This is a genomic window from Actinoalloteichus caeruleus (genome assembly GCF_049311605.1).
Taxonomy (GTDB): Bacteria; Actinomycetota; Actinomycetes; order Mycobacteriales; family Pseudonocardiaceae; genus Actinoalloteichus_B; species Actinoalloteichus_B caeruleus.
Genome location: NZ_CP186005.1, coordinates 2,347,538 through 2,373,184 on the forward strand (window position 1 = coordinate 2,347,538; position 25,647 = coordinate 2,373,184).

At 73.8% G+C, this 25,647-nt stretch carries 22 protein-coding genes; 13 read left to right on the plus strand and 9 right to left on the minus strand.

Annotated features, from left to right (window positions below):
• Window positions 1–17: 17 nt before the first annotated feature.
• The 3 genes from ACOJVX_RS10365 to ACOJVX_RS10375 form a co-directional block, all read right to left on the minus strand.
• Complete coding sequence (locus ACOJVX_RS10365) at window positions 18–785, minus strand: SDR family oxidoreductase (protein WP_026420439.1); 768 nt, start codon at window positions 783–785, stop codon at window positions 18–20.
• A 120-nt stretch (window positions 786–905) separates the two neighbouring features.
• Entirely contained in the window at window positions 906–1,730 is an 825-nt protein-coding gene (locus ACOJVX_RS10370) for an SDR family oxidoreductase (protein WP_418154418.1), read from the minus strand.
• 339 nt (window positions 1,731–2,069) lie between these two features.
• On the minus strand, window positions 2,070–3,122 hold the full coding sequence (locus ACOJVX_RS10375; protein ID WP_051314338.1) for a phosphotransferase family protein: 1,053 nt from the start codon (window positions 3,120–3,122) through the stop codon (window positions 2,070–2,072).
• Between the two features lie 292 nt (window positions 3,123–3,414).
• Here ACOJVX_RS10375 and ACOJVX_RS10380 point away from each other — a divergent pair, with 292 nt between their 5' ends.
• The 6 genes from ACOJVX_RS10380 to ACOJVX_RS10405 all read left to right on the plus strand — a co-directional run bounded on the left by ACOJVX_RS10380 (window position 3,415) and on the right by ACOJVX_RS10405 (window position 11,347).
• Complete coding sequence (locus tag ACOJVX_RS10380; protein ID WP_418154416.1) at window positions 3,415–5,247, plus strand: ATP-binding cassette domain-containing protein; 1,833 nt, start codon at window positions 3,415–3,417, stop codon at window positions 5,245–5,247.
• The gene (locus tag ACOJVX_RS10385) at window positions 5,244–6,134 is read left to right on the plus strand and encodes a branched-chain amino acid ABC transporter permease (RefSeq protein ID WP_422647467.1); all 891 of its coding nucleotides are present in this window, start codon (window positions 5,244–5,246) and stop codon (window positions 6,132–6,134) included. Before ACOJVX_RS10380 ends, ACOJVX_RS10385 begins: the two co-directional genes overlap by 4 nt.
• A complete protein-coding gene (locus ACOJVX_RS10390; protein WP_211237615.1) occupies window positions 6,127–7,461 on the plus strand; it encodes a branched-chain amino acid ABC transporter permease in 1,335 nt (444 codons plus the stop codon). Before ACOJVX_RS10385 ends, ACOJVX_RS10390 begins: the two co-directional genes overlap by 8 nt.
• Window positions 7,458–8,711 carry an ABC transporter substrate-binding protein gene (locus tag ACOJVX_RS10395; RefSeq protein ID WP_026420435.1) on the plus strand — a complete coding sequence of 418 codons (1,254 nt, stop codon included), beginning with the start codon at window positions 7,458–7,460 and terminating at the stop codon, window positions 8,709–8,711. Before ACOJVX_RS10390 ends, ACOJVX_RS10395 begins: the two co-directional genes overlap by 4 nt.
• Window positions 8,712–8,812: 101 nt before the next feature.
• Window positions 8,813–9,982 carry an acyl-CoA dehydrogenase family protein gene (locus ACOJVX_RS10400; RefSeq protein ID WP_026420434.1) on the plus strand — a complete coding sequence of 390 codons (1,170 nt, stop codon included), beginning with the start codon at window positions 8,813–8,815 and terminating at the stop codon, window positions 9,980–9,982.
• Window positions 9,983–10,354: 372 nt separating this feature from the next.
• Entirely contained in the window at window positions 10,355–11,347 is a 993-nt protein-coding gene (locus ACOJVX_RS10405; RefSeq protein ID WP_026420433.1) for an NADPH:quinone oxidoreductase family protein, read from the plus strand.
• A gap of 259 nt (window positions 11,348–11,606) precedes the next feature.
• Here ACOJVX_RS10405 and ACOJVX_RS10410 read toward each other — a convergent pair whose 3' ends face one another.
• Window positions 11,607–12,473: an alpha/beta fold hydrolase gene (locus ACOJVX_RS10410; RefSeq protein ID WP_026420432.1), complete on the minus strand. Its 867-nt coding sequence runs from the start codon at window positions 12,471–12,473 to the stop codon at window positions 11,607–11,609.
• A gap of 99 nt (window positions 12,474–12,572) precedes the next feature.
• Between ACOJVX_RS10410 and ACOJVX_RS10415 the strand changes: the two genes are divergently transcribed.
• Window positions 12,573–13,052, plus strand: a complete 480-nt coding sequence (locus tag ACOJVX_RS10415; RefSeq protein ID WP_026420431.1) for a CGNR zinc finger domain-containing protein — start codon at window positions 12,573–12,575, stop codon at window positions 13,050–13,052.
• Between the two features lie 177 nt (window positions 13,053–13,229).
• On the opposite strand, the gene ACOJVX_RS10420 is transcribed toward ACOJVX_RS10415, so the two are convergent.
• Together ACOJVX_RS10420 and ACOJVX_RS10425 are read right to left on the minus strand one after the other, a co-directional pair.
• Window positions 13,230–13,511 (minus strand): hypothetical protein, encoded by a 282-nt coding sequence (locus ACOJVX_RS10420; protein ID WP_418154410.1) that lies wholly within the window; start codon window positions 13,509–13,511, stop codon window positions 13,230–13,232.
• A gap of 275 nt (window positions 13,512–13,786) precedes the next feature.
• Window positions 13,787–14,029, minus strand: a complete 243-nt coding sequence (locus ACOJVX_RS10425; protein ID WP_418154409.1) for a hypothetical protein — start codon at window positions 14,027–14,029, stop codon at window positions 13,787–13,789.
• Window positions 14,030–14,226: 197 nt separating this feature from the next.
• Between ACOJVX_RS10425 and fxlM the strand changes: the two genes are divergently transcribed.
• Entirely contained in the window at window positions 14,227–15,432 is a 1,206-nt protein-coding gene (fxlM, locus tag ACOJVX_RS10430) for a methyltransferase, FxLD system (RefSeq protein WP_422647468.1), read from the plus strand.
• A gap of 355 nt (window positions 15,433–15,787) precedes the next feature.
• Here fxlM and ACOJVX_RS10435 read toward each other — a convergent pair whose 3' ends face one another.
• Entirely contained in the window at window positions 15,788–16,387 is a 600-nt protein-coding gene (locus ACOJVX_RS10435; RefSeq protein ID WP_418154425.1) for a DUF3558 family protein, read from the minus strand.
• Window positions 16,388–16,395: 8 nt separating this feature from the next.
• On the minus strand, window positions 16,396–16,806 hold the full coding sequence (locus ACOJVX_RS10440) for a hypothetical protein (protein WP_418154407.1): 411 nt from the start codon (window positions 16,804–16,806) through the stop codon (window positions 16,396–16,398).
• Between the two features lie 789 nt (window positions 16,807–17,595).
• Between ACOJVX_RS10440 and ACOJVX_RS10445 the strand changes: the two genes are divergently transcribed.
• The 5 genes from ACOJVX_RS10445 (at window position 17,596) to ACOJVX_RS10465 (ending at window position 23,885) form a co-directional block, all read left to right on the plus strand.
• On the plus strand, window positions 17,596–19,017 hold the full coding sequence (locus ACOJVX_RS10445; RefSeq protein WP_418154406.1) for an SLC13 family permease: 1,422 nt from the start codon (window positions 17,596–17,598) through the stop codon (window positions 19,015–19,017).
• A gap of 70 nt (window positions 19,018–19,087) precedes the next feature.
• Entirely contained in the window at window positions 19,088–20,545 is a 1,458-nt protein-coding gene (locus ACOJVX_RS10450) for an acyl-CoA synthetase (RefSeq protein ID WP_103055349.1), read from the plus strand.
• 22 nt (window positions 20,546–20,567) lie between these two features.
• Window positions 20,568–21,872: a carboxyl transferase domain-containing protein gene (locus ACOJVX_RS10455; protein WP_418154424.1), complete on the plus strand. Its 1,305-nt coding sequence runs from the start codon at window positions 20,568–20,570 to the stop codon at window positions 21,870–21,872.
• A gap of 487 nt (window positions 21,873–22,359) precedes the next feature.
• Window positions 22,360–23,184 carry a siderophore-interacting protein gene (locus tag ACOJVX_RS10460; RefSeq protein ID WP_103055348.1) on the plus strand — a complete coding sequence of 275 codons (825 nt, stop codon included), beginning with the start codon at window positions 22,360–22,362 and terminating at the stop codon, window positions 23,182–23,184.
• 95 nt (window positions 23,185–23,279) lie between these two features.
• Window positions 23,280–23,885 carry an MSMEG_1061 family FMN-dependent PPOX-type flavoprotein gene (locus tag ACOJVX_RS10465; RefSeq protein ID WP_103055347.1) on the plus strand — a complete coding sequence of 202 codons (606 nt, stop codon included), beginning with the start codon at window positions 23,280–23,282 and terminating at the stop codon, window positions 23,883–23,885.
• 83 nt (window positions 23,886–23,968) lie between these two features.
• Here the strand turns inward: ACOJVX_RS10465 and ACOJVX_RS10470 are convergent, their stop codons facing one another.
• Window positions 23,969–25,504, minus strand: a complete 1,536-nt coding sequence (locus tag ACOJVX_RS10470) for a 3-hydroxyacyl-CoA dehydrogenase NAD-binding domain-containing protein (RefSeq protein ID WP_418154404.1) — start codon at window positions 25,502–25,504, stop codon at window positions 23,969–23,971.
• Between the last annotated feature and the right edge of the window lie 143 nt (window positions 25,505–25,647).

The following is a 25,647-nucleotide window of genomic DNA, read 5'->3' on the forward strand; positions in this document are numbered from 1 at the left end:
TGCCCGGGGGCCGGGGGTCAGGCCGGGCGGAGGGTGTGGCCGCCGTCGAGCACGAGGGTCTGCCCGGTGATCCAGGACGCGTCGTCGGACACCAGGAACGCGGCGGCCGAGGCGACGTCCGCCGGATCCCCCAACCTGCCCAGCGGGTAGGCCGAGGTCACCCGGTCCTCACGGCCCTCGTAGAGGGCGGCGGCGAAGCGGGTGCGCACCACGGCCGGGGCCACGGCGTTGACCCGGACCCGGGGCGCGAGTTCCACGGCCAGCTGACCGGTCAGGCGGATCAGCGCCGCCTTGCTCGCCCCGTACACCCCGAGGCCGGGGGAGGTGTCCAACCCGGCGATCGAGGCGACGTTCAGCACGGCGCCGCCGTGCTCGCCCAGCCACGCCTGGTGCGCCTCCGACACCCAGCCCAGGGCGGCGAACACGTTGACCTCGAAGGTCTTGCGGACGGCGTCGAGGCCGGCGGTCAGCAGCGGCCCCCGCACCGGGTTGGTGCCCGCGTTGTTGACCAGCACGTCGAGCCGGCCGAACCGTTCCACGGTGCGGCGCACCGCCTCCGCGCGGTGCTCGGCGTCGTGGCTGCGGCCCGGGACGGCGAGCACCCGGTCCGGGCCGCCGAGGTCGGCGGCGGCCTCCGCCAGCGGTTCGGCGTGCCGGGCGGTCACGCACACCCGAGCCCCCTCGGCGAGCAGGCGGCGGGCGATGGCCAACCCGATGCCCCGTCCGGCCCCGGTGACGAGCGCGACGCGACCGGCGAGGCGGGGGGTGCCGTCGGCGGTGGGGATCGGCACCGGCTCGTCGGGGTGGCCGGGGGTGCCGTCGGGACGGGGGTCCGAGGTCGTCACGGGTCCTCCTCGCGGGTCACGGGTCACTGGCTCGGGGTGTCGGGGCGGGCTGCCCTGGGATCAGCCGGGCGAGGTGCCGCCGGCCAGGTGCGGGTCAGTGGGCCGGAGGCGGCGTCGGAGCCGGCGCATCCCGTCCAGCCAGCGTTCCCGGTCCGTGGCCCGCCGGCGTTCGAACTCGCCGACCTCCGGGTGGGGCAACACCAGGAACCGGCCGTGCCGCAACGCGTCCAACGCCTCGGCGGCCACGTCCTCGGCCGAGCGCACGCCACCCGCCGCCGTCGTGGCCGGTGCCCCGCCGTCGGAGCCGGTCAGCATCGGCGTCGCCACCCCCTGCGGGCACAGGCAGGACACCCGCACCCCCGCGTCGTGGTGTTCGATGGCCAGCCACTCGGCCACCGCCACCGCGCCGTGCTTGGTCACTGCGTAGGCGGCCGAGTCCAGGTTGGTCAGCAGACCGGCCGCCGAGGCGGTCACCAACAGGCGGCCCTCGCCCCGGGCGACCATCCCCGGCAGCACTCGGCGGGCGACGTGCACGTGGGCGGCCACGTGCACCAGCCACATCCGCTCCCACTCCTCCGGGGACCCCAGCAGGCGGCTGCCGGCGATCCCGGCGTTGGAGCAGAACACCGACACCGGTCCCAGCTCGGCCTCCACTCCGCTGATCGCCCGGTCCAGCGCCACCGGATCCGTCACGTCGAGGGCCAGGGGAACGCCGCGCCCGCCGGGCAGCGCGGCGGCGACCCGGGCGGCGGCGGCGGCGTCGAGGTCGGCGACCACGACGCGGGCGCCCTCCTCGGCGAGGCCGGACGCCAACGCCCGTCCGATGCCCGAGCCGCCGCCGGTGACGACGGCGAGCCGGCCGTGGAAGGAGAAGGACGATGTCATGGCCTGCCTTCCTGCGAGGGGAACGTCGGCGTGCCGCGTGGAGGACCCGGTGCGGGGACGGGGGCGGCCGGCCGGGAGCCGGCGGGGAGCGGGTCCGGGTGGTGGCCAGCCTAACGACGTCGGGCCCCGCCGCCATCCCACCGGGACGGGGTCCCAGCCGACCCCGACGGCCCTGTTCGGAGTGGGTTCACACTGGTCAGATCGTGTCCGCTGTGGACCGGTGTCGGGGCGCGCCGCCCGGGTGCCGGCGTGGCATCCGCTGCCGGCGCACAGGCTTCCCGGCGCGGTGGTGTGCGCCGCGACAGCCGGCGAGGCCGGACCGCCCCCGCCGTGTTCCGCTCACCCGCCGTCCAGGGCCCGGTGCCCGGCCACCGCCAGTGGGCGCACCAGGTCCCCGATGCCCTCGAAACCCGGTCCCGCCGTCCTGCCCTGCTGGTGCCGGTAGTGGATCCCCTCCAGGATCACCGCGAGCTTGAGGAAACCCAGCGCCACGTACCAGGGCAGACCGGCGGCGTCCCGCCCCGAACCGGCCACGTAGCGGGCCACCAGCTCGTCCTCGTCGGGGAACCCGGGCACCGTGCGGGCGTTCACCGGGTCCTGACCGTCCAGGGGGGCACGCCGCCCGTACACCAGCAGCATCCCCAGGTCCGTCAACGGATCACCCAGCGTGGACATCTCCCAGTCGAGCAGGGCCCGCACGGTCCCGTCCGGACCGAACACCGCGTTGTCCACCCGGAAGTCCCCGTGCACCAGGGTGGGGGCGGGGGAGACCGGGACCGCCGTGGCCAGCGCGGCACGCAGCCCGTCCAGCTCGGGTGTGGGACGGCTGCGTGACCCCTCCAACTGGCGCCACCACCGCCGCAGCTGGCGGTCCAGGAACCCGGACGGTCGGCCGAAGTCACCCAGGCCGACGGCGTCGACGTCGACCGCGTGCAGCTCCACCAGCCGGTCGACCAGGCACCCACCGACCCGGCGCGCGTGCCCGCCCCCGTGGCCCCGCAGCGAGCCCGCGTTCGGGACCTCGCCCTCGACGAACTCCATCACGAAGAACGGCGCGCCCAGCACCGCCGGGTCCCGGCACAGCAGGAAGGGGACCGGGGCCGGAACCGGGGTGCCGGTGAGGGCGGCGAGCACCCGGTGTTCCCGACCCATGTCGTGCGCGGTGGGCAGCACGTGCCCCAGCGGGGGCCGGCGCACCGCCCACCGCCGGACCCCGTCCCACACCAGGTAGGTCAGGTTGGACCGCCCCCCGGTCAGCAGCCGGGCCCCGAGCTCGCCCACCACGCCCCCCGGCAGGTGCTCCGCCAGGTGCGCGCGCAGTCGCGCGAGGTCCAGGCCCGGCGGTCCGGCGGCGTCGCCCCCGGGCAGGTGCGCACTGTCGTCATCGCTCATTCCCCGATCGTCGGGGCGATACCCGCCACCGGAGGCGAGGACTGTGGCGGCGCACACACTGGGCGGGACGGGTTTGGGCGGCCGCCATGACTTGGCATGCGCCGCTGGACCCCGCCGAACGGCCCGTGCTGTCGTCGTTGCCACCAGCCGGCCCACCGCCGCCGGCGCCGTCGGCGGGAACCGACGGGCCCGCACCACCCCACCCGCGAGCCGCCCGCGCCCGGCGGGCCGGACCACGCCGTGTCCGCGTGCACACCAGTCCCGACCAGCACCGGAGAGGAGGCCAGCCACCATGACCACCGACCCGCGCCCCACCACCCCCGCCGGCCTCCGCGTCGACCGGCTCGACATCCGCTACGGGCGGGCGCTGCCGGCCGTGCGCCAGGTGTGCCTGCACGTCGAACCCGGTTCGGTCGCCGCGCTGCTCGGCGCGAACGGGGCCGGCAAGAGCACCCTGCTGCGCGCCGTGTCGGGAACCCTGCCGCTGCACGGCGGTGCCGTGACCGGCGGAACCGTCGAGGTGGACGGGCGGCCGCTGGACTGGCGGGACGCGGCGTCCACGGTGGCGGCCGGCGTCGTGCAGGTCCCGGAGGGCCGCCGCGTCTTCCCCGCGCTGTCGGTGGCGGACAACCTCGACGCCGGCGCCCTCGGCCCGCGCTCGCCCCGGGGCGCCCGGCGACGCGCCGCCCGCGACGAGGTGTACGACCTGTTCCCCGTGCTGGCCCGGCGGCGCGGCCAACCCGCCGGCACCCTCTCCGGCGGTGAGCAGCAGATGCTCGCGATCGGCCGGGCGCTGATGGCCGCCCCCCGGCTGCTGCTGCTCGACGAACCCTCCCTGGGCCTGGCGCCCCGCGTGGTCCAGACCGTCGCCGAGGTCATCCGCCAGATCAACCGGAGCGGCGTCACCGTCGTGCTGGTCGAGCAGAACGCCGCCCTGGCCCTGGGGGTCGCCGACCACGCCCACGTCCTCGACCTGGGCCGGGTGCGGCTGTCCGGCGCGGCGGCCCAACTCGCCACCTCCGACGAGGTCCGGCGGCTCTACCTCGGGGAGGCACCCGACGCGTCGGAGCCCGAACCGACCGGGACCGGCGCCGAGGGGGACGTCGAACCGTCGGACCCGGACCACGGCGACCACGGCCCTCGGGCCCGCCGTGCCGACACCCGGCCAGCGGCGCCCGCTCGCGCCGAACCCGGCGGGAGTCCGGCCCTTCCGACCCCATCGGACCCGCGGGGCGTCGGCGACCGGGACCGCGAACCACCGATCCCGGGCCGGCCCGCCCACACCGGGCGGGCGGCGGTTCCGCTGCGGGTACGGTCGTTGACCGTCCGCTTCGCCGGACTGGTCGCCCTGGACGACGTGGACCTGACCGTCGAACCCGGCAGCCTGCACGCCGTCATCGGCCCCAACGGCGCCGGCAAGTCCACCTTCTTCAACGTGCTCTCCGGGGTGTGCCGCGCGGCGACCGGCAGCGTGGTCCTCGGTGACCACGACCTCACCCGCACCGCACCGCACCGGATCGCGGCGCTCGGCGTGGCCCGCACCTTCCAGAACGTCGTCCTCGCCCGGGGCACCGTCTCCGACAACCTGATGCTCGGCAGGCACGTCCTCACCCGAGCCGGGCTGCTCGCCTCCGCGTTGCGGCTGCCGGGCGCGGTCCGCGAGGAACGGACGCACCGCGCGCGGGTGCGGGAGGTCGCCGAGCTCGTCGGCCTCGGCGACCTGACCGACACCCCGGTGGACCTGCTGTCCTACGGGGACCGCAAACGCGTCGAACTCGCCAGGGCGCTGTGCATGGAACCCCGGCTGCTGCTGCTCGACGAACCGGTGGCCGGGATGAACGGGGCCGAACGGCGCCGCATGGTCGACCTCATCGCCCGGGTCCGCGCCGAACTCGCCCCGTCGATCCTGCTCGTCGAACACGACATGCCCCTGGTCATGGGCCTGGCCGACGAGGTCACCGTCCTCGACTTCGGCCGCAGCGTCGCCACCGGGCCACCCGAGCGGGTGCGCGGCGACCCGGCCGTGATCGCCGCCTACCTCGGTGGCGTCCCCGTCCCCGTCCCCGAGTCCGCCGCCGGCCCCGGCACGGCGACCGCCACGACCCTGCCGGAGGACCCCAGATGAGCGGCGTCGCGGACATCCTCGTCAACGGGTTGGCCCTCGGCTCGGTGTACGCGCTGATCGCCGTCGGGTTCGTCGTCGTGTTCACCGTGTCCGGGGTCATGAACTTCGCCCACGGCTCGCTGCTGCTGCTGGGCGCCTACCTGACCGCCGTCCTGCACCCGCACTGGGGTTTCCTCGCCGCCGTCACCGCCGCCGTCGCGGTCACGGCCGCCGGCGCCGGACTCGTCGAACTCGTCTGCGCCAGGGGACGCCACCTCGGCCAGGCCCACGTGCTGACGATCGTGACGATCGGCGTCGACATCCTGCTGCTGGCCGAACTGTCCCGGCTGATCGGATCCGACGTCCTCTCCCTCGGCGACCCCTGGGGAACCGGGGTCGTGCGCCTCGGTGGGACGGTCATCGCCCAGTCCCGCATCGCCTCGGTGCTCGTGGCGGTCCTGCTCATCGCGACCCTGTTCGCCCTGCTCCGCTGGTCGCGGTGGGGCCTGTCGCTGCGGGTGGTGACGGCCGACCGGGAGGCCGCCACCCTGATGGGGGTCCGGCTGCGCCGCGTCCGGGTCAGCGCCTGGTGCGTCGCCGGGGCGCTGGCCGCCGTCGCCGCCGTCTTCCTCGCAGCCTTCCCCACCCCGGGCCTGGACCGGGCCACCGGGCAGGTCGCGCTGGCCGCGTTCCCCGCCGCCGTGCTCGGCGGCCTGACCTCGGTGCCCGGTGCCCTGGTGGGCAGCGCGCTCATCGGGCTCACCGAGGCCACCGTCACCAGCTACCGCACCCACCTGGGAGAACTCGGCCAGTCGCTGGGTGACGTCGCCCCCTACCTGATCATGCTGCTGGTGCTGCTGGTCCGCCCGAACGGTCTGCTCGGAGCGAAGGAGACCACCCGTGTCTGAACCGGCGGTCGCCGACCCCACGGCCCCCACCGCGCCCCGCCAAAGCCTCCCGCCCCGTCGACCCCCGACCCGGGCACTGGCCACGGCCGCGCTGCTGCTCGCCCTGCTCGTGCTGCCGCTGTACCTGCCACCCACCTGGATGCAGACGGGCCTGTTCGCGATGGCCGCCGCCGTGGGCGCGATCGGGCTGACCCTGCTGTCCGGGGTGGCCGGCCAGCTCTCCCTCGGCCACGCCTTCTTCCTCGCCGTCGGCGCCTACGGCTACGCCTGGGCCTCCGGTGAACCCGGAGCGCCCGGCGCCGGGCCGGGCGGCCTCGGGTTGCCGACCTGGGCCGCGGCGGTGCTGGCCGTCCTGCTCGCCGGGATCGCCGGCGGCCTGTTCAGCCCCATCGCCGGTCGACTCCACGGCATGTACCTGGGATTGGCGACCCTGGCGTTGGTCTTCGTCGGACACCAGCTGCTGGTGGGCCTGCCCGAGATCACCGGTGGCCACCACGGCCGCTCCGTCGAACCCCTGACCCTGGGCAGCTTCGCCTTCGCCGACGACCCGCCCGGGCTCGTCGTGCTCGGCGTGCCCTTCGGCGGCCTGGAACGGCTCTGGTACCTGGGGTTGGTGGCGGTGCTCGCCGCGTTCCTGGTGGCCCGCAACCTGGTGCGCGGCCGACCGGGCCGGGCGTTCGGGGCGCTGCGCGACAGCCCCGTCGCCGCGTCGGTGTTCGGCGTGTCCACCACCCGGTTCCGGGCCGCCGCGTTCGTGGTGTCCTCCATGTACGCCGGGCTCGCCGGGGTGCTGCTGGCCCTGGCCTTCCGCCGGGTCGTCCCCGACTACTTCGGCCTCGCCCTGTCCATCGACTACCTCGCCATGATCATCATCGGCGGTCTGGGGTCCGTGGGCGGCGCCGTCGCCGGTGCCGTGTTCGTCACCGTGCTCCCGCAGCTGCTCACCCAGTACTCCGACCACCTCCCGCTGGTCGTCGCCCCCGGTTCCGGCCAGGCCGGCGTCACCCCCGCCGAGCTGTCCCGCTACCTGTACGGGCTCGCGATCGTCCTGGTGCTGCTGCTCACCCGCCGAGGCCTCGCCGGCCTCGCCGAGCGGCTGCTCCACGCCCGCAGCCGCGACACCCCGACAGCGGGCGGACCGACAGCGGCCGTCGTCCCCCACGGGCCGACCGCACCGGAGCCAGGACCGACCGGGCACCGCCCAGCTCGGCACGTCCCCACCCACCCCGGCCCAGCCCCCGCCGAACCCGGCGACCCCGCCGGGCCGGCCCGACCCGACCCCACCACCGGGCCGCTGGACCGTCCCGCCAAGGAGGACACCCCATGAGACGGACCCTTCCCACCTCCGGCGCGGCCGCCCTCGCCGTCCTGCTGACCCTCACCGCCTGCAGCTCCAAGGCCACCGGCACCCAGGGCGCGGACGGCGACGGCCCCTCGACCGGTCCCGGCGTCACCGACACCACCATCAGGCTCGGCGCGTTGACCGACCTCACCGGCCCGTACGCGGCGCTGAGCACCAGCATCGTCAACTCCCAGCAGCTCGCCGTCGAACAGATCAACGACGAGGGCGGGGTCTGCGGCCGCGACCTGGAGATCGTGGTCCGCGACCACGGCTACGACGTGCAACGGGCCACCGCCGGGTACGGCGAGATCGCCCCCGAGGTGGCCGCGATGCCGCAGCTGCTCGGCGCGCCCATGCTCGCCGCGCTCTCCGACGACATCGTCCGCGACGGCCTGCTGACCTTCCCCCAGAGCTGGGCGTCCAGCCTCCTCGGCCACCGCGAGATCCAGGTACCCGGCAACGTCTACGACATCGACCTCGTCAACGGCGTCGACTTCCTGCTCCGCACCGGACGCGTCGAACCGGGCGAGCGCATCGGCCACGTCTACCTCGACGACGACTACGGGCAGAACGCCGTCCTCGGCGCCCGCCACGCCGCCGAGGACGCGGGACTCACCCTCGTCGAGCAACGCGTTCGGGCCGGGGAGTCCGACCTCACCGGGCAGGCCGCCGCGCTCCGCTCCGCCGGCGTGACCGCCATCCTCACCAGCGTCGGACCCGCGCAACTCGCCTCCCTCGTCGGGGTCACCGCCTCGTCGGGAGACCCCGTCCCCGTCGTCGGCAACACCCCCTCCTACGCCTCCCAACTGCTGGAGACCCCGGTCGCCGAGGCCCTGGAGGACCACTTCTTCCTCATCAGCGGCGCCCCCGCCGCGTCAAGCGACCTCCCCGGTGTCCGGGAACTCGTCGCCGCCTACCAGGAGCGCTACCCCGGGGACGACATCGACGGCGGCGCGCTCTCCGGCTACTCGACCATGCGGTCGCTGGCCGAGACCCTCGCCGCGGCCTGCGAACACGGCGACCTGACCAGGGAGGGCATCGTCGAGGCGCACCGCTCCCAGGACCTCGTCGACGTCGGCCTCGGGATGCCGATGGACTTCTCCGACCCCGCCCAACCGCCCTCCTCCGATTCCTACGTCCTCGCGCCCGCCCGGGGCGCCGACGGGGGCCTCGTCGAGGTCGAGGCGGCCAGCACCGCCGACGCCGTGGCCGACTACCCCCTGCCCACGAGCTGACCACCCCCAGCACCACCGCCCACCCGACGCGGGCCGAGCCGGGCCCCGCCCCGCCCGAAGCGGTACCCGGCCCGCCCACCACCACTGATCCGGAGCAGCTGATGGACCTCGCGCTGACCTACGAACAACAGGCCGTCCGGAACACCGTCCGCGACTTCGTCCGCAAGGAGGTGATGCCGCTGGAAGCCGAGGCGCTCCGCCGGGAACGGCGCGGCCTGCCCGGACTCGAACAGTCCGAACTGCGGGAACTCCAACAGCGGGCGAAGGCCTTCGGGTTCTGGGGGCTCGACACCCCCACCGAGTACGGGGGCATGGGCCTGCCCGCCGTCGACCAGTCCCTGGTGTGGACCGAGACCGGCCGTTCCTTCGTCCCCTTCCGGTTCGGCGGCAGCGCCGACAACATCCTCTACCACGGCAACGACGAACAACGGGCCGAATACCTGCTGCCCACGATCGCCGGCGACCGGGTCTCCTGCTTCGCCATCACCGAACCCGGCGCCGGCTCCGACGCCGCCAACATCCGGATGACCGCGCGGCGCGACGGGGACGACTGGGTCCTCAACGGCGAGAAGGTGTTCATCACCGGCGGCAACGAGGCCGACTTCGCCATCGTCGTGGCCGTCACCGACCCCGACGTCGGCGCGCGCGGCGGGTCCACCGCCTTCCTCGTCGACCGGGAGCGGGGCTGGACCTCGGAGTTCATCCAGACCATGGGCGAGGGGGGACCGGCCTCCCTCGTCTTCGACAACGTGCGCGTCCCCCACCGCAACGTCCTCGGCGAGGTGGGCCAGGGTTTCGAACTCGGCATGAAGTGGATCGGCAAGGGCCGCTACGCCATCCCGTCGCAGGGGCTGGGCATCGCCGAACGGGCCCTGGAGATGGCCATCGAGTACGCCAACACACGCGAGACCTTCGGCCGCCCGATCGGGACGAACCAGGCGATCCAGTGGATGATCGCCGACTCGGAGGTCGAGATCGAGGCGGCCAGGGGGCTCGTGCTGCGCGCCGCCTGGACCGTCGACCAGGGTCGCGACCCCCGGCACAGCTCGGCGGCGGCGAAGCTGTTCGGCGCCGGCATGGTCAACCGGGTCGTGGACCGGGTGCTCCAGATCCACGGCGGCATGGGCTACACGCGCGAACTGCCCATCGAACGCTGGTACCGGCAGGTCCGGCTGTTCCGCATCTTCGAGGGCACCGACGAGATGCTGCGGTTGATCATCTCCCGCGACCTGCTGCGCGGCTACACCAGGGTCGGCGACCAACTCGGCTGACCGACCGACTGACCGACCGACTGACCCGACCAACCCGGACCGTGGGCGGGGGGTTCGAGGGGCGCTGGCCCGGCGTCCGGTGCGGCAGGCCACTCCAACCCGTTCCCCCGCGGGGCCGACCCGCGGCGACGCCGAGGACGTGAACGGCTCTGACATCAGCGCGCCCGGGCCGCCGCCCCACGGGCGGCCCCCGGCGGCGGCTGGCCGTCGCGCCACCAGCGGGACTCGCCACAGCGGGACCCGGCCGAGGGGCGACGCACACCGCCTCCCACCGCGAACGAGCCCGCCGCCGGCGGGCGCCCGCCTCGGCACCCGGCCGGGCACCGACAACACGCGGGGCGACCCCGCGACCTACGAACGAGGGAGGAAAGCGTGCGAGCGTGGCAGGTGCGGGAGACCGGCGAACCGAACCGAGTTCTCCAACTGGTCGACACACCCCAGCCGGAACCGTCCTGGGGCACCGTCGTCGTCCGGGTCAGGGCGGCCGCCGTCAACTTCGCCGACGTGCTGCTCTGCCAGGGCCGCTACCAGGTGCGTCCGCCGCTGCCGTTCACCCCGGGCGTGGAACTCTGCGGCGACGTCGTCGCCGTGGGGGAAGGGGTCACCGACCGGCGGGTGGGGGAGCGGGTGATCGGCCTGGCCGCGCTCCCCCGGGGAGGCCTCGCCGAGTACACCGTCATGGAGGCCGCCACGGTGTTCCCCGCCCCCGACTCGCTGGACGACGAGGAGGCCGCCGTCTTCTTCATCGGCTACCAGACCGGCTGGTTCGGACTCCACCACCGCGCCACCATCCAACCCGGCGACGTGCTGCTGGTGCATGCCGCCGCCGGCGGCGTCGGCAGCGCCGCCGTCCAACTCGGCCGGGCCGCCGGGGCCACCGTCATCGGCGTGGTCGGCAACGAGCGGAAGGTCGAGGTCGCCAGGGCGATGGGCGCTCACGTCGTCGTCAACCGCGCGCGGGAGGACCTGGTGGACGTCGTCAAGGACGTCACCGGAGGCCACGGCGCCAACGTCGTCTACGACCCCGTCGGCGGCGACTCCTACCAGCGCTCCACGAAGTGCGTCGCCTTCGAGGGGCGGATCGTCGTCGTCGGCTTCGCCGGCGGCACCATCCCCCAGCCCGCGTTGAACCACGCCCTGCTCAAGAACTACTCCATCGTCGGCCTGCACTGGGGCCTCTACGCCCGACGCGACCGGGAAGCCGTGGCCCAGGCCCACTCCCAGCTCACCCGACTGGCCAACGAGGGCATCGCCCGACCCCGGGTGGGCGAACGCCTGCCGCTGTCCGAGGCCGCCGCCGGGTTGCAGCGCCTCGCCGAGGGCAACACGGTCGGCCGGCTGGCGGTCTCCCCCGGACTGGGCTGAACCCGGGACAGGTGCCCGCCGGCCCGGAGTCCCGACCGGCGTCCGCGCCAGGCGAAGGCCTCCGCCGGAGCCGGAGAGGAGGGGAGGGGAGACCGCCCGGTTCATCCGGTGGCGTCCCGCAGCCGGGGCGCCACCGACCCCCGCCCGGGCGGAGGCCCCCGGGAAACCCTGTCGTCGTCCGGACGGCCGGGCGGTCGGGCCTGGTCAACCCGGGTCGACCGGGCGAGCCGGCGCGGCGGGAGGCGGCGCAGCGGGCCACTCAGCGGGGCACGCGCGCCAGGAAGTCGCGCACGTACCCCGCGACGACCTCCAGGTGGCTCTCCAGCAGGAAGTGGCCGCCGTCGACCAGTCGCACTTCCGCGTCCTCCGCGTCGCGGGCGAACGCGCGGGCACCAGCCGGCCCGAAGATCTCGTCGTTGGCTCCCCACACGGCCAGCACCGGGACCCGGCTGGTGCGCAGGTACTCGTGCAGCAGCGGGTAGAGCGGCCGGTTGTTCGAGTAGTCGCGGAACAGCGCCAACTGGACCTCGTCGTTGCCCTCGCGGGAGACCAGGGCGAAGTCGTGCGTCCAGGTGTCCGGGCTCACCACGCTGGGGTCGGGTACGCCGTGCAGGTACTGCCAGCGGATGGCGTCGAGGCTCAGCGCGGCGCGGACGGCGGGCTCGGTGCGGGGGCCCGGATCCGCCCCGTACGCCCAGAGGTCGTTCCAGAACGACTCGACGAACCCGTCCTCGTAGCCGTTGCCGTTCTGCGTGACCAGAGCGGAGATCCGTGTGGGACTCCGGAGGGCGAGCCGCCAGCCGATGGGGGCCCCGTAGTCCTGCACGTAGAGGGCGTAGCGGTCCAGGCCCAACTGGTCGAGCAGCCCGGCGGTCAGGTCGGCGAGGGCGTCGAAGGTGTAGGTGAAGTCCTCCACCGCCGGGGCGTCGGAGTGGCCGAAGCCGAGGTGGTCCGGCGCGATGACGTGGTAGTCGCCGGCCAGCAGCGGGATGAGCTCGCGGAACATGAACGAGCTTGTCGGGAAACCGTGCAGCAGGACGATCGTGGGGGCGTCGGCGGGGCCGGCCTCTCGGTAGAAGATCTCGTGGCCGTCGACCGTGGCGGTCCGGTGGTGCACCGAGCTCATATCTAACCTCTTTTATTGTTCGATCCGGTTAGTTGCTCGTCATGCAAGCACGGGATCGGATAACCTGTCAAAGGACTCGATGAGGTTAGGTGGTGTTCGGTGGACGCGCTGCTGGACCTGCTCAACAGCAGGCCACTGGTCAACGGCGAGGAACAGGACGCGCTCGGCGACCCGACCCGAGGCGCGCGCTGGGCACGGGACCACGGCGGCGACGGCAGCCCCGCGGAGCTGGCGCTGTTGCGCGCGGCGCGGGACGCCCTGCGGGACGTGGTGACCGGAGCGAGTTCGCCCGCCACGCTGGCGCCACTCCTCGAAGGGGTTCGCCAGATCCCGGAGGCCACGCCGGACGGTCTCCGCTGGACGCTCGAGACTCCCCCGCACGCCCGGCTGGCGGTCGAGATCGTCCTCGCCTGGGCGGCGACCGAGGAACACCAACCCGGCCGGCTCCGCCCCTGCGCCAACGACGGGTGCCAGCTGTTCCTGTTCGACCGCAGCCGCGCCAACCGCGCCCGCTGGTGTTCGATGGCCGTCTGCGGCAACCGCGAGAAGGCCCGCCGCCACTACGCCCGCACCCGCTGACCCGCCCCCGGTACGGGTCCGAACGCGCCTCCCACCCAGGTGAGGCCTGGTGGACCGCCAGAGGACAGCGCCGAGCCAGGCCGAGACCGGCGGCCCCACCCCGCGAACGTGCGGCTCAGGGGCAGCACTCCGGCACATCCGGCGGGCGCGCGAGGGGAGGCGCGCACGCCCAGCCGGTCAGGCCGCCCTGGCACGCCCGAGCGTCGTGCCCACGGCGCTACCCGGAGACGGGCCGACCAGTGACACGCCCACCTCGGAGAAGCCGTGACCAGGAAGGAATCGTGCCCACTCGTCGGGTGAGTGGTCGTGCCGCATACCCGCGTCGCCAGGGCGTGGCCCCTGGCTTCCCGGCGGCAGGTGGGAGAACGCCAGAACTCCCCCGAGAATCATCCGTTCCCGCACGAGCGGCAGCAGGATGTCCGGGTCCGTGAACCACACGGCACCGAAGATCGACAGCACCACTACGAACGTCCCCGCCGTCCACGAGGAAAGCGGTGGCCTCGGCCGTGCGGAACTCCACACTCGGCAGATGGCCCCAGCGTTCCCGCGCGACCTCCTCACGGGTGGGGGCGACGTCGACACCGACCCCGGTGGCTCCGAGGGTCACGAGGTGAGCGAGGTCGTCCCCGCTGCCCGATCCCAGGTCCAACACCGCGCGCCCGGCTACTGGACCGAGCACGGTCTCGTCCGGGCCGTGGTCGGCGTACTGGGTCCAGCGCAGCCAGGTCCTCGCCTCACGACCGTTGGTCGCCCTGCGGGGCTTTCCGCTCACCGCATCGCGCCCGGAGCTCCACCAGCGGCGACGACATGCGGACGGTTCCTTGCCTGCCGGAGGGGACGCGGGGTGCTCCCACGGCCAGCATGCGCCCGGGCAGGTACTGCTCGGCCAGCACACCACCCTCCTCGGCGAAACGACACGCCTCCTCCGTGTCCGCCACGAAGCTCACCACCACCGAGACGTGGAACTCCTCGTCCAACTCCAGCGCTCCCTGGCAGACGCGAGGTCCAGATCGTTGGTGACGCGGGACGAGAACGCCCGACACCGAACCACTCGATCGGGCGTGGAATCAGGTCCAGGCATTGGACCAGCTGCCCGGTGCTGATGACGTGGTGGTCTGCCAGCGTGCTGTTCTGTCGCTCTCGCGCGGCACCACAACCCAAGGAAGGGAACCGGATGACCAACGCCACCAGCACCTGCCCCGAGGACCTGCGCGAGCAGATGATCAACCACATCCGCACCGCCGGTCACCTGCCCTCCGAGCGCATCGAGCAGGCGTTCCGCGCCGTCCCCCGGCACCGGTTCGTGCCCGACGCCTCGGTCGAGGAGGCGTACGCCAACAAGGCGATCACCATCAAGCCCGGCAAGGACCGGCCGGCCAGCTGCATCTCCGTGCCCACGGTGGTGGCGATGATGCTCGGCCAACTCGATCCGCGCCCCGGAGAACACGTGCTGGAAATCGGTGCGGGAACCGGATACAACGCCGCCCTCCTCGCCGAACTCGTCGGACCGACCGGCAGCGTCACCACCGTCGACATCCACCCCGACGTCACCGACCACGCCCGCCGCACTCTGGCCGACACCGGCTACGACCGGGTGCGGGTGATCACCGGCGACGGCGCCCTGGGCGCACCGGACCATGCCCCCTACGACAAGGTCATCGTCACCGTCGGGCCTTGGGACCTGCCCCCGGCCTGGTTCGACCAGCTCGCCCCCGGCGGCACACTGGTAGTCCCGTCGCACTGGCGCGGGCAGGCCCGCAGCGTCGCCTTCACCCGTCAGGACACGCACCTGCGCGCGACCAACAGCCAGCTCTGCGGGTTCATCCCCATGATCGGCATCGTGCCCACCGGCGAGCGGACCGGCACGGTCGTCGAGAACGTCGTGCTGTACTGGGACACCGATCAGAACATCGACCCGGCCGCCCTGCACGAGGTGTTCACCGGACCCGAGAGCACCGTGTGGTCCGGCGCCTCCGTGGTCGCTGACGAGCCCTTCGACCACATCTGGCTTTGGCTGACCGCCATCGAACCCGGCACCTGCCGCCTCGACGCCGAAGACGAGGCCATCAAGGCTGGTCTCTGCCACCCCGCCTTCGCCTACCGCACGCCCGCGATCGTCGAGGGCGACTCCCTGGCCTACCTCACCAAGCCTCGCCCCATCGACCAGGACGGCGAACGCCGTTACGAACTCGGCGCCACCGGACACGGCCCCGCCGCCGCCCAACTCGCCGAGCGGCTGGTCGCCCAGATCCGCCGCTTCGACCGCGACCGCGCCGCCCAGCCCGTCATCACCGCCTACCCCGCCGGAACGGCCGACGAGAACCTGCCCACCGGCGTGATCACCGACAAGCACCACGTCCGCATGGTCGCCACGCCCTGACCGGTCACCGCCTCGGCGACGCCTCGCACCAAGAACGTGGCGCGCCCGGCCCGGTGGGGGCGGGTGCACCATGTCTGGCCGCGCAGCCCGTGGAACCGCGACTTCGACGGAGAACGGCGAGGGGCACGGACTCGCGGGTCGCCGCGTCCTGCGGTGAGGAACGAGCCGGGACGCCCCCGCCAGCAGCGTGCCAGCTCGTAGGCCAGGCTGGTTCCTGGCGGCACGCGTCGGCGTCCGCCGGGCCGGCGGCCTGGACCTGCTGCTCACCGGGTAGCGCTCCCAAACCTCCACCAGCGACAACGACATGCGGACGGTTCCTTTCCTGCCGGGGGGGAGGCGAGGCGCGCTCCTGCGGCTAGCGTGCGCTCGGCAGGTACTGTTCGGCCAGCGCACCGGCCGCCTCGGCGAGACGACACGCCTCCTCCGTGTCCTCCACGAAGCTCACCATCACCGAGACGTGGACCTCCTCGTCCAACGCCAGCGCCACCTGGCACACGCGAGGGTCCAGATCGTCGGTGATGCGCAGTGCCCGTAGGGAGCCGACCTGGATCTCGTTCGCGGAGAAACCAGTCAGGTTGATCGTATCCACTCCCTTGTTCGCATCGAGTTGGAGCGTGAGGTTTCCCTGGCCGGTTGGAAGGGGCTCGTACCAGCACGAGTAAATGATTCCGAAATCGTCGAAGTGCGCGCTTTCCGGCTCAAATCCCAGTGCCGTCACCTCGTGCTCGGGAAGTACCTCACAGGGATGTGTGGCCTCGAGTTCCGCTCCGACGTCCCCGGGAGCCGTGTCCCCCGGAGGGCCCGAGGAAGTGGGAGGAGTCCCGGTGCCAACCGTGTTCTCCGGGATCTCCGTGGAATCGATGGCTCTACCAGCGCTTTCCTGGGCACAAGCTGAGGCCGTGCACGCGGCGAGGGCCACCACCGCCCACCGACTCGCCGGGCCGATTCGCAACATCGTCTTCCTCACCTGTCAATCTGGTTCATCGATGCGGCGCTGTCCTCGTCGGTCTGACTCGTCGCGCGCGCACTCGCCCGAATAGCGGAAGCGAGATCCCGCAGTGTTTCGATGTAGAGCAGAAGGTTTTCGTAGGCGGAGTCAGGGAAACCGGCTGCGGAGGCTTGATCCTGCTGGGACATCAGTTTCGCCACCGGGCTCGAACCCAGCTTCACGTCCTGCCGCAAGAAACGGAAGTAGCCCAGTCGACGTTCTGCTCGGTCAGCGATGGCATCAACCTTGGTGGCCATTGCTTCGGCGCTGTCCGGGTCGATCGAGACCTTGCCTGCGGCCGCTGCGACCTTGAACTGGTGGACGCTACCCGTCATCTTCCGCGTCACGGCAGAGGTGTCACCACCACCGTCGGACTCCACGTGCATCGAACCTCCCCTGGCGTACGCATCCAGCCCCTCATGGGGGGCGCGGCTGGTGGCATCTCCGTGTGGGGTCGGAAACGCCGGAACAGCCCCGCGTGCGCGGGGAGGACACCAGGCTCGGGGTGGAGATAACGATCGGCCGGGGAACAGCCCCGCGTGCGCGGGGAGGACCCCCCCACTTTTCGATCTCCCTGCGGAGACGGGCGGAACAGCCCCGCGTGCGCGGGGAGGACACGAGGATCTTCTCCGCGATGCTGGAGGGCGACAGGGAACAGCCCCGCGTGCGCGGGGAGGACACTTCTTGACCTGCGGCGTTACGGGCAACGCGACGGAAAGTCCTTCACTTTCCTCGCGGTCGCTCGCACCACCACACGCCTCCCTGCGGACAGTATGCCGCCCGCCGCTGTCGTGGTCACGCGTGCGGCGAATGTCGGTCCGCCCGTTTCGGCCCCGAACACGGCTCCTCGGCACATGGCGCGTGCCTGACAGCACCGTCGACACGACGGCGAACACGGAACCGTCCCCGGCGGACGCGAACCTCCCGGTCCGCTCGCACCCGCTGAGCGGCCACGGGATCGATGGGTGGGCTGACACGTCGACCTCGGGGGCCAGGCCGGACGCCTCGGTGACACCCCTCGACGGCGGAACCCGGCGGCGGCCGGCTGGCGGAGCGGTCGAGCCAGTTGCCCGGACCGGGTGTTGACACCCCGACCGGCCGGCAGGACGGTGAGACCACCACCGGGTCGGTCCACGGTGGACCCGGCGGTTCGCGACCCAGGGACGGGAGCGCCGATGTCCGCTGAGTTGATCTCCATCCTCGTGCTGGTCGCCGTGTTCGTCGTCGCGACCACCAGGTCGCTGAACATGGGCGTGCTGTCCTTCGCGGCGGCGTTCGGCGTCGGGACGCTGCTGGCCGGCATGGACGAGGACGCGATCCTCGCCGGTTTCCCCGGTGACCTCTTCGTGGTGCTGGTCGGGGTCACGTTCCTGTTCGGCTTCGCCAGGGTCAACGGGACCACCGACTGGCTGGTGCACTCCGCGTTGCGCCTCGTGGGAGGCCGCGTCGTCCTCATCCCCTGGGTGATCTTCGGGGTGGCCGCGTTGATGACCGGTATCGGGGCCGTCAGTCCGGCGGCGGCCGCGATCCTGGCGCCGGTCGCGTTGCGGGCGGCGAGGAACTACGGCATCGACCCCCTGCTGATGGGTGTCCTGCTCGTGCACGGCACCCAGGCCGGATCGTTCTCGATGATCAGTGTCTACGGGACCACGGTGAACGCGGTCGTCGCCCGGGAGGGGTTGGCGGGCAACCCGGCCGTGTTGTTCCTCGCGAGCCTGGCCGTCAACCTCGTGGTCGCCGCCATCGCCTTCGTCGTCCTGGGTGGCCTGCGGCTGCCCCGCACCGACGTGCGGGTCCCGTCCGAACTGGAGCCGGATCCGACATCCGCACGGACATCCGCGCCGACGGCCGAGACCCGGACGGCGACTGATGGGCCAGGCGGGGCGCGGGACCCGGCGGCGGGTGACGAGGTGCCCGGTATCGGTGCCTCCACCGGGGGTGGGGGCGCGGACGGCCGCTCCGACGCCACGTCCGGGACGGGCCCGAGCGGTGCTCCCCGGCTCACACCGGCGCGGGCCACCACGCTGGCCAGCCTGCTGGTGCTCGTCGTCGGAGCCCTCGTCCTCGACCTCGACGTGGGGCTGACCGCCATCACCCTCGGCGTGCTGCTCAGCGTGGTGTGGCGGGACACCGGGCGGGCCGCCGTCAACGAGATCACCTGGTCCACGGTGCTGTTGATCTGCGGGGTCCTCACCTACGTGAGCGTCCTGGAGACGATGGGCACCATCGACTACGCGGGGGAGGCCGTCGGGAACATCGGGGTTCCCCTGCTGGCGGCCCTGCTGTTCTGCTACATCGGCGGCGTCGTCTCGGCGTTCGCGTCCTCGGTCGGCATCATGGGCGCGCTCATCCCCCTGGCCGTGCCGTTCCTGCTGACCGGGGCCGTCGGGCCGGTGGGGATGGTGACGGCCTTGGCTGTCTCGGCGACGGTGGTCGACGTCAGTCCCTTCTCCACCAACGGCGCGCTGGTCCTGGCGAACTCCGCCGGCTTCGACCGTGATCTCCTCTTCCGCCGGCTGCTGATCTACGCCAGCATCGTGGTGGCCGTGGCACCGGCGCTGATCTGGCTGGCGTTGGTGGTGCCCGGCTTCGGCTGAACCATGACCGGCCAGCCGACCACGACGTCCCTCGTCGTCCGGACGTGGACCGCGAGCCAGGAGGTTCCCCGTGACCGAGCCGCTGTTTCCCGCCCTGCTGAACCCGCCCGCCCGCGAGGCCGTCCGGTTCGGGTCCGTGGCACTGGACTACCCGGGGCTGGCCGCGGCGGCCGGTGCGGTGGCCCGACGGCTGCGTTCGGTGGAGACCACGCGGGGGCGTCGAGCGCACGTCGCGGTGTGGGCGACGCCCACCGCGCACACCGCCGTGGCCGTGGTGGGGGCGCTGGTGGCGGGGGTTCCCGCCGTGCCGATCAACCCGAGGAGCGGGGAACGGGAGGTGGCGCACATCGTCGAGGACAGCGCGCCGGCGCTCGTCCTCGCCGAACCCGGGGTGACCCTGCCCCGAGAGTTGGCGCGGGTCCCCCGGGTGAGCGTGTCGTTGACGGGAGACGGTGGCGAGCTGCCACCGGAACCGCCGGCCGAGCACCCCGCGCTGATCATCTACACCTCGGGGACGACGGGCGCCCCCAAGGGCGTGGTGTTGCCCCGCCGCGCGGTCGCCAGCACGATCGACGCGCTCGGGGAGGCGTGGCGGTGGACCGCCGCCGACGTCCTGGTGCACGGCTTGCCGCTGTTCCACGTGCACGGCCTGGTGCTGGGCATCCTCGGCCCGGTCAGGTTGGGCGGCACCGTGCACCACCTCGGGCGGTTCGGCACGGACGCGCTCGTCGAGCGCCTGTCGGCCGGCGGGACCATGATGTTCGGCGTGCCGACCATGTACCACCGGATCGCCGAGGAGATCGCCGACCGGCCCGACCTGGCCCGGGCGTTGTCCTCGGCGCGGCTGTTGGTGTCGGGGTCGGCGGCGCTGCCGGTGCACGACCACGAGCGCATCGGCGCGGCCACCGGGCAGCGGGTGGTGGAGCGGTACGGGATGACCGAGACGTTGATGAACACCAGTGTCCGGGTGGACGGGCCGGCGCGGCCGGGCACGGTGGGCGTCCCGCTGGCCGGGGTGCGGGTGCGGCTGGTCGACGACGCCGGCGCGGAGCTGACCGAGGACGACGGGCAGACCATCGGGGAGATCCAGGTGACCGGGTCGAACCTGTTCACCGAGTACCTGAACCGTCCCGACGCCACCAGGGACGCCTTCGACGGCGAATGGTTCCGCACCGGGGACATGGGCGTGCGGGACCCGGACGGTTCCCTGCGGATCGTCGGCCGGCGGGCCACGGACCTCATCAAGAGCGGCGGCTACAAGATCGGGGCGGGGGAGATCGAGAACGCGTTGCTCGACCACCCCGGGGTGGCGGAGGTGGCGGTGACGGGGGAGCCGGACCCGGACCTGGGTGAGCGGGTGGTCGCCTGGGTCGTGCCGGCCGCCGCGCCCCGCCCGTCCGAGGCGGACCTGGTCGATCACGTGGCGACCCTGTTGGCCCCGCACAAGCGGCCCCGGGTGGTGCGCTACCTGGACGCCCTGCCCCGCAACGACATGGGCAAGGTCATGAAGCGGGCGTTGGGTGGGTGAGCGGGTGCCGGCCCGGGTCCTGATGCGCGCCCTGGCGGCCGACGTCGTCGCGTCGGTCCCGGTGGACACCGATCCCCTGGAGGGGGATGGGCCGATCGGCTGGCCGGGGTACGGCGGTGCGCACGCCCACGCGGCCGAGCGGTCCGGGGAGAGCGAGTCGGTGGTCTGCGGCACCGGCACGGTGGCCGGTGTGCCGGTGACCCTGGTGGCCTTCGAGTTCGGTTTCCTCGGCGGTTCGATCGGCCACCGCACCGGGCAGCGGGTGCGGGCGGCCCTCGCCCAGGCCCGGGAGCGGGGTACCCCGGTGGTGTCGCTCGTCGCGACCGGCGGCAGCCGCACCCAGGAGGGGATGGCCGCGCTGTCCCAGCTGCACCGCATCGCCACCGAGATGGGCCGGACCCGGCTCGCCGGGGTGCCGCAGCTCGCGGTGGCCCTCGACCCCACCACCGGTGGGGGGTGGGCGACCCTGGCCAGCGGCGCGGACGTCACCCTGGCCACGCCGGGGGCGCAGATCGGCTTCGCGGGGTCCCGCGTCCGCCCGCCCGGCGACGAGGCCGCCTACACCGCCGAGGGGCAGTTCGCCGCCGGGCACGTCGACGCGGTCGTGCCGGAACGGGACCTGCCCGCCGTGGTGGGCCGCTGGGTGCGGTTGCTGACCAGGCCGGCGGTGGGGCCGGTCGCGCCGCCGGCCGCCCTGGGGGCGGCGCGCCCTCCCCGCACTGGGTGGGAGGCGGTGAGCGCGGCGCGATCTCCCCGGCGGCCCCGGGCCGACGCCTACCTCGACGCCCACTTCGACTGGCGGGAGGACATCCGGGGTGACCGCGTCGGGGGCGTGGATGACGGCGTGGCCTGCGGGTTCGGCTGGCGGGGCGAGCGGTCGGTGGCCTACGCGGCGCAACTGGGGACCCCGACGACACCGACCGGGTTCCGGACCGCGGCCCGGCTGGTGCGGCTGGCCGACCGGCTCGGTGTCCCGGTGCTGACGCTGGTGGACACGGTGGGCGCGGCCAACGACGGGGCCGCCGAACGGGCCGGGGCCGGGGGCGCGATCGGTGCCCTGTTCGCGGCGATCGCCGAGGCGAGGGTGCCGGTGACCACTCTGGTGGTGGGGGAGGGCGGTTCGGGTGGGGCGTTGGCGTTCGCCTCGTCGGAGAACACCTGGATGGCCCCGGACAGCTACTTCTCGGTGACCTCCCCGGAGGCGGCGGCCGCCATCCTGAAGCGGGATCCCTCCGAGGTGCCCGCCACCGCCGACCAGCTGCGGCTGCGCCCGCAGGACGTGGTGGGGTTGGGGCTCGCACGGGGCATCGTCCGCCCTGGGGCGTGAGGGCCGGTTCGGGACCACCCGCCCCAGGACCAGGTCCGGCCTCCCGGATGCGTCATCCCGCCGGCCGGGGGTGGCTGGTGGTGCGCCCGGCTTCCCAGGGTGGGAATTCCGGGCGGGGCCGCTCGTGGCCTGGTGGGGCGCCGGTCAGGGGAGAACGGGTGCCCCGCGGGCGGGGCGGGGGAGTGCGGGTTCCGTCCCGCCGCGGTGCCCGGTCGCGGGTGCGGCGGGGGCTCGACCGGGACCCCGGACCCCGGCAGCCCTCCCAGCCCCGCACGGCCGGCGATCTTGACGTCACCCACTGTGGACGGGGATCCGGGCGGGTGTGACGGTGGACATCCCCTCGCCCGAACGGGCGAACCGGGAGGTTAGGGTAGGCAAACCTGAACGCCCCCCTGGAGGTGTCCGTGACCCGTCCCCGCCGGTCATCCCGGCTCGCCGCGCCGTCGGCCGGCGTGCTCGGCCGGCTCCGGGTCCGAAGGAGGAGCCGATGACCGCCCCGAACGCCACCGTCGCACCCCGGCCCACGACCGCACGCCCCACGTCCACCGTCTGCCACGCCACGGTGACCGCCGCCCGCCTGGTCACCCCGAACATGATGCGGGTGACCTTCGGTGGCGGCCCCATCGCCACCGTCGGCAGCGGCGGGTACGACCAGCGCGTCAAGATCCTGCTGCCCCTCGACGGCGAGGACCGCCCCCAACTGCCCGCCGGCGACGACTGGTACCAGGCGTGGCGCGCCATGCCCGAGGCCCTCCAACCCCCCATGCGCACCTACACCATCCGGGAGCACCGCCCCGAACTCGCCGAGATCGACATCGACTTCGCGTTGCACGGCGACGCCGGCCCCGCCACCCGCTGGGCCAACCGCGTCCGGCCGGGCGCCGTCCTCGGACTGGTCGCGCCCGCCGCGCACCACCAGGGTGAGTCGGTCGGAGTCGAGTACCGTCCCGGAGCCGCCGACTGGCAGCTGCTGGTGGGCGACGCCACGGCCCTCCCCGCGATCGGGGCGATCGTCGAGTCGCTGCCTCCCGACGCCGTCGCCCGCGTGCTGGTGTCGGTGCCGGCCGAGGACGACGCGCAAGCGTTGGTCGCCGGCCCCGGCGTGGAGATCCGCTGGCTCGCCGAGGAGACCGGTGTCGAACCCGGGGATCGGCTGGTCGCGGAACTCGCGGGTCTCAACCTGCCCGCCGGCACCCCCTACGCCTGGGTGGCGGGGGAGGCCGGGCTCGTCGCCGCCCTCCGGCGGCACCTGCTCGGCGACCTCGGCTGGGACCGGCGCTCGCACTACTTCGGAGGCTACTGGCGGCACTAACATCCGGGGTGCCGTCGCCGACGCCGGCACCCGGCCCACGTCCGGCCCGCAGGTGGAAGCGCGCGCACCCCGCACCCGGACGACGAGGGACCCACATGAGTGGCAAGGACGCCAACCCGACCACGCGCCGCGCCGTCACCAGCGAGGCCGAACTCCGCGAGATCGTCGACGACCCGTTACCCGCGATGGCGAACAAGGCGATCCCCGTCATCGACGAGCAGTCCGGGCGGTTCATCCAGGCATCACCGTTCTTCCTGCTCGCCACCACCGGCGACGGCGGCGCCCTCGACGTTTCACCCCGGGGCGACCCGCCGGGCAGCGTCCTGGTCCTCGACGGCGGACGGTCCCTCGCCTTCGCCGACCGCCCCGGCAACCGTCGGTTGGACAGCCTGCGGAACCTGCTGCGCAACCCCGGAGTGGGCCTGTTGTTCCTGATGCCGGGCCGCCTCGAGACGCTGCGCGTCAACGGGCGGGCGACCGTCCTGCGCTCGGCCCCCTACTTCGACCGGTTGGCGTTGGAGGGCACCAGGCCGTCCCTGGCGGTCGAGGTGGCCGTCGACGAGTTGTTCGTCCACTGCGGACGATCGTTCCTCAGGTCCTCGCTGTGGGATCCGGCGGGTTGGCCGGATCCCGAGGCGGCGCCGAGCACACTGGCCATCCTGGAGAGCCAGCGGGCGGCGCGGACGACGCTCACCGGCTGAGCGGGCCGACCGGCCACCCGGCTCCCTACCCACCCCAGGTCGACGCCTCCGTCCCACCGGCCCCAGCGAGGGGGCCCTCCGGGTCAGTCGTGGTGGCCGCTCGCGGGAGTCGTCAGCGGCAACCCCAACTGGGCGCGCTCGGTCACCCACCGGGTCGGCCGGTACCGGGGGTCGCCGGTGGTGACGAACAGGGCGGTCTGGAGGGCGAGGAGCCGGCGCGCGCCGATCCGGTCACCCCAGGACAGCGGGCCGTGCGGGTAGCCGAGCGCGAGGCTCACTGCGAGGTCCACGTCCTCCGGGCTGGCCAGGTCCCGCTCCGCGATGGAGGCGGCCACCCCGACGATCGAGGCCACCAGGCGCTGCGCCACCGAGCCGGCCGTGTCCCGCACCACCGACACCACCCGTTCCTCCGGGTCGCCTCCCGGACCGGCGAGGACCGCGCGGGCGTCGGCCACCACGGTGCCGTCCACGGCGGGAGTCGCGGCCAGCACGATCCGACCGCTGCCCGGAGCCAGCGACAGCGGGTCCACCCCGACGGTGCCGGCCGGGGGCAGCCGGTGCTCGGCGACGAGCGCGGCGACCGTCGTCCCCCACGTGGGCACGAGCACCGGGGTGCCCTCGGCCGCGACGGCCGGGTTGTCGACGAAACGCCCGCCCACCGCCACCAGCCGGTTCCGCAGGGCGGTGGCGTCCACCCCGGACCCCGCCACCCGGAACACCCGGCCCCGGTCCCCCACGACGGGTGGCTCCGCCGCCCGGGACGGGCCGGGGTCGCCGTAGGAGTAGAAGCCCTCGCCCGTCTTGCGGCCGTGCAGGCCGGCGGCCACCCGGTTCGGGGTCAGGAACGAGGGCCGCAACCGGTCCGAACAGCGGAAGCCCTGCCACACCGAGTCGATGACGGCGTCGGTGACGTCGAGCCCGGTGAGGTCCATCAACTCGAAGGGCCCCATCCGCAATCCGAGCACGTCCCTGGCGATGGCGTCCAGGGTGGGCACACCAGCGGTGGCCTCCTCCACCAGCGCCAACGCCTCCGTCACCAGCCCACGCCCGGCGTGGTTCACCAGGAAACCCGGGGTGTCGGCCACCACCACCGGCCGGTGCCCGCAGCCCCGCACGAACTCCGCGAGCAGCCCCGGGATCTCCGGTCGGGTCCTGGCGCCCGGCACGACCTCCACCAACCGCATCAGCGGAACCGGGTTGAAGAAGTGCAGGCCGGCCAGCCGGGACGGGTCGGCCAGGGACGCCGCGATCCTGGTGATCGGGATCGACGAGGTGTTGCTGGTGAACACCGTGTGCGCGGGCAGCACCTCCGCCAGCCGGGTGAACACCTCCACCTTGGTGGCCAGGTCCTCCCGCGCCGCCTCCACCACCAGGTCCACCTCAGGCCCGGGCTCCCACGGCGAGTCGAGGGGCACCAGCAGCGCCCCCGCCGCCGCGCCCTGTTCGGCGCTCAACCGGCCCCGCTCGACCGTGCGGCCGAGCATCGACCGCGTGAACTCGACGGCCTCCCCCACGGCCGCCGGTCTCGCGTCGGCGAGCTCGACCGTGTGACCGGCCGTGGCCGCCCACTGGGCGATGCCCCGCCCCATCACCCCGGCACCGACGACCCTGACCCGCATCCGCGCCTCCCGTGCTGTTCCGTGTCCCCGCCCCGCGCCGACCGGCACCCGCCGGGCCGGGGCGAGGCGAGCACCACCGCGATCACGGTCAGCCTAGGCAGCAGGGCAAGGCTGGTCGGTCGTCACCGGCCCCGCCCGGTTGG

Excerpts from the sequence above, each read along its gene's own strand:
- ACOJVX_RS10410 (WP_026420432.1), bottom strand. The coding sequence starts at position 12,473 with ATGAGCTCGGTGCACCACCGGACCGCCACGGTCGACGGCCACGAGATC.
- ACOJVX_RS10400 (WP_026420434.1), top strand. The coding sequence starts at position 8,813 with ATGGACCTCGCGCTGACCTACGAACAACAGGCCGTCCGGAACACCGTC.
- ACOJVX_RS10470 (WP_418154404.1), bottom strand. The coding sequence starts at position 25,504 with ATGCGGGTCAGGGTCGTCGGTGCCGGGGTGATGGGGCGGGGCATCGCC.
- ACOJVX_RS10395 (WP_026420435.1), top strand. The coding sequence starts at position 7,458 with ATGAGACGGACCCTTCCCACCTCCGGCGCGGCCGCCCTCGCCGTCCTG.
- ACOJVX_RS10385 (WP_422647467.1), top strand. The coding sequence starts at position 5,244 with ATGAGCGGCGTCGCGGACATCCTCGTCAACGGGTTGGCCCTCGGCTCG.
- ACOJVX_RS10380 (WP_418154416.1), top strand. The coding sequence starts at position 3,415 with ATGACCACCGACCCGCGCCCCACCACCCCCGCCGGCCTCCGCGTCGAC.
- ACOJVX_RS10445 (WP_418154406.1), top strand. The coding sequence starts at position 17,596 with ATGTCCGCTGAGTTGATCTCCATCCTCGTGCTGGTCGCCGTGTTCGTC.
- ACOJVX_RS10435 (WP_418154425.1), bottom strand. The coding sequence starts at position 16,387 with ATGTTGCGAATCGGCCCGGCGAGTCGGTGGGCGGTGGTGGCCCTCGCC.
- ACOJVX_RS10465 (WP_103055347.1), top strand. The coding sequence starts at position 23,280 with ATGAGTGGCAAGGACGCCAACCCGACCACGCGCCGCGCCGTCACCAGC.
- ACOJVX_RS10375 (WP_051314338.1), bottom strand. The coding sequence starts at position 3,122 with ATGAGCGATGACGACAGTGCGCACCTGCCCGGGGGCGACGCCGCCGGA.
- ACOJVX_RS10440 (WP_418154407.1), bottom strand. The coding sequence starts at position 16,806 with ATGCACGTGGAGTCCGACGGTGGTGGTGACACCTCTGCCGTGACGCGG.
- ACOJVX_RS10370 (WP_418154418.1), bottom strand. The coding sequence starts at position 1,730 with ATGACATCGTCCTTCTCCTTCCACGGCCGGCTCGCCGTCGTCACCGGC.
- ACOJVX_RS10455 (WP_418154424.1), top strand. The coding sequence starts at position 20,568 with ATGCGCGCCCTGGCGGCCGACGTCGTCGCGTCGGTCCCGGTGGACACC.
- ACOJVX_RS10460 (WP_103055348.1), top strand. The coding sequence starts at position 22,360 with ATGACCGCCCCGAACGCCACCGTCGCACCCCGGCCCACGACCGCACGC.
- fxlM (WP_422647468.1), top strand. The coding sequence starts at position 14,227 with ATGACCAACGCCACCAGCACCTGCCCCGAGGACCTGCGCGAGCAGATG.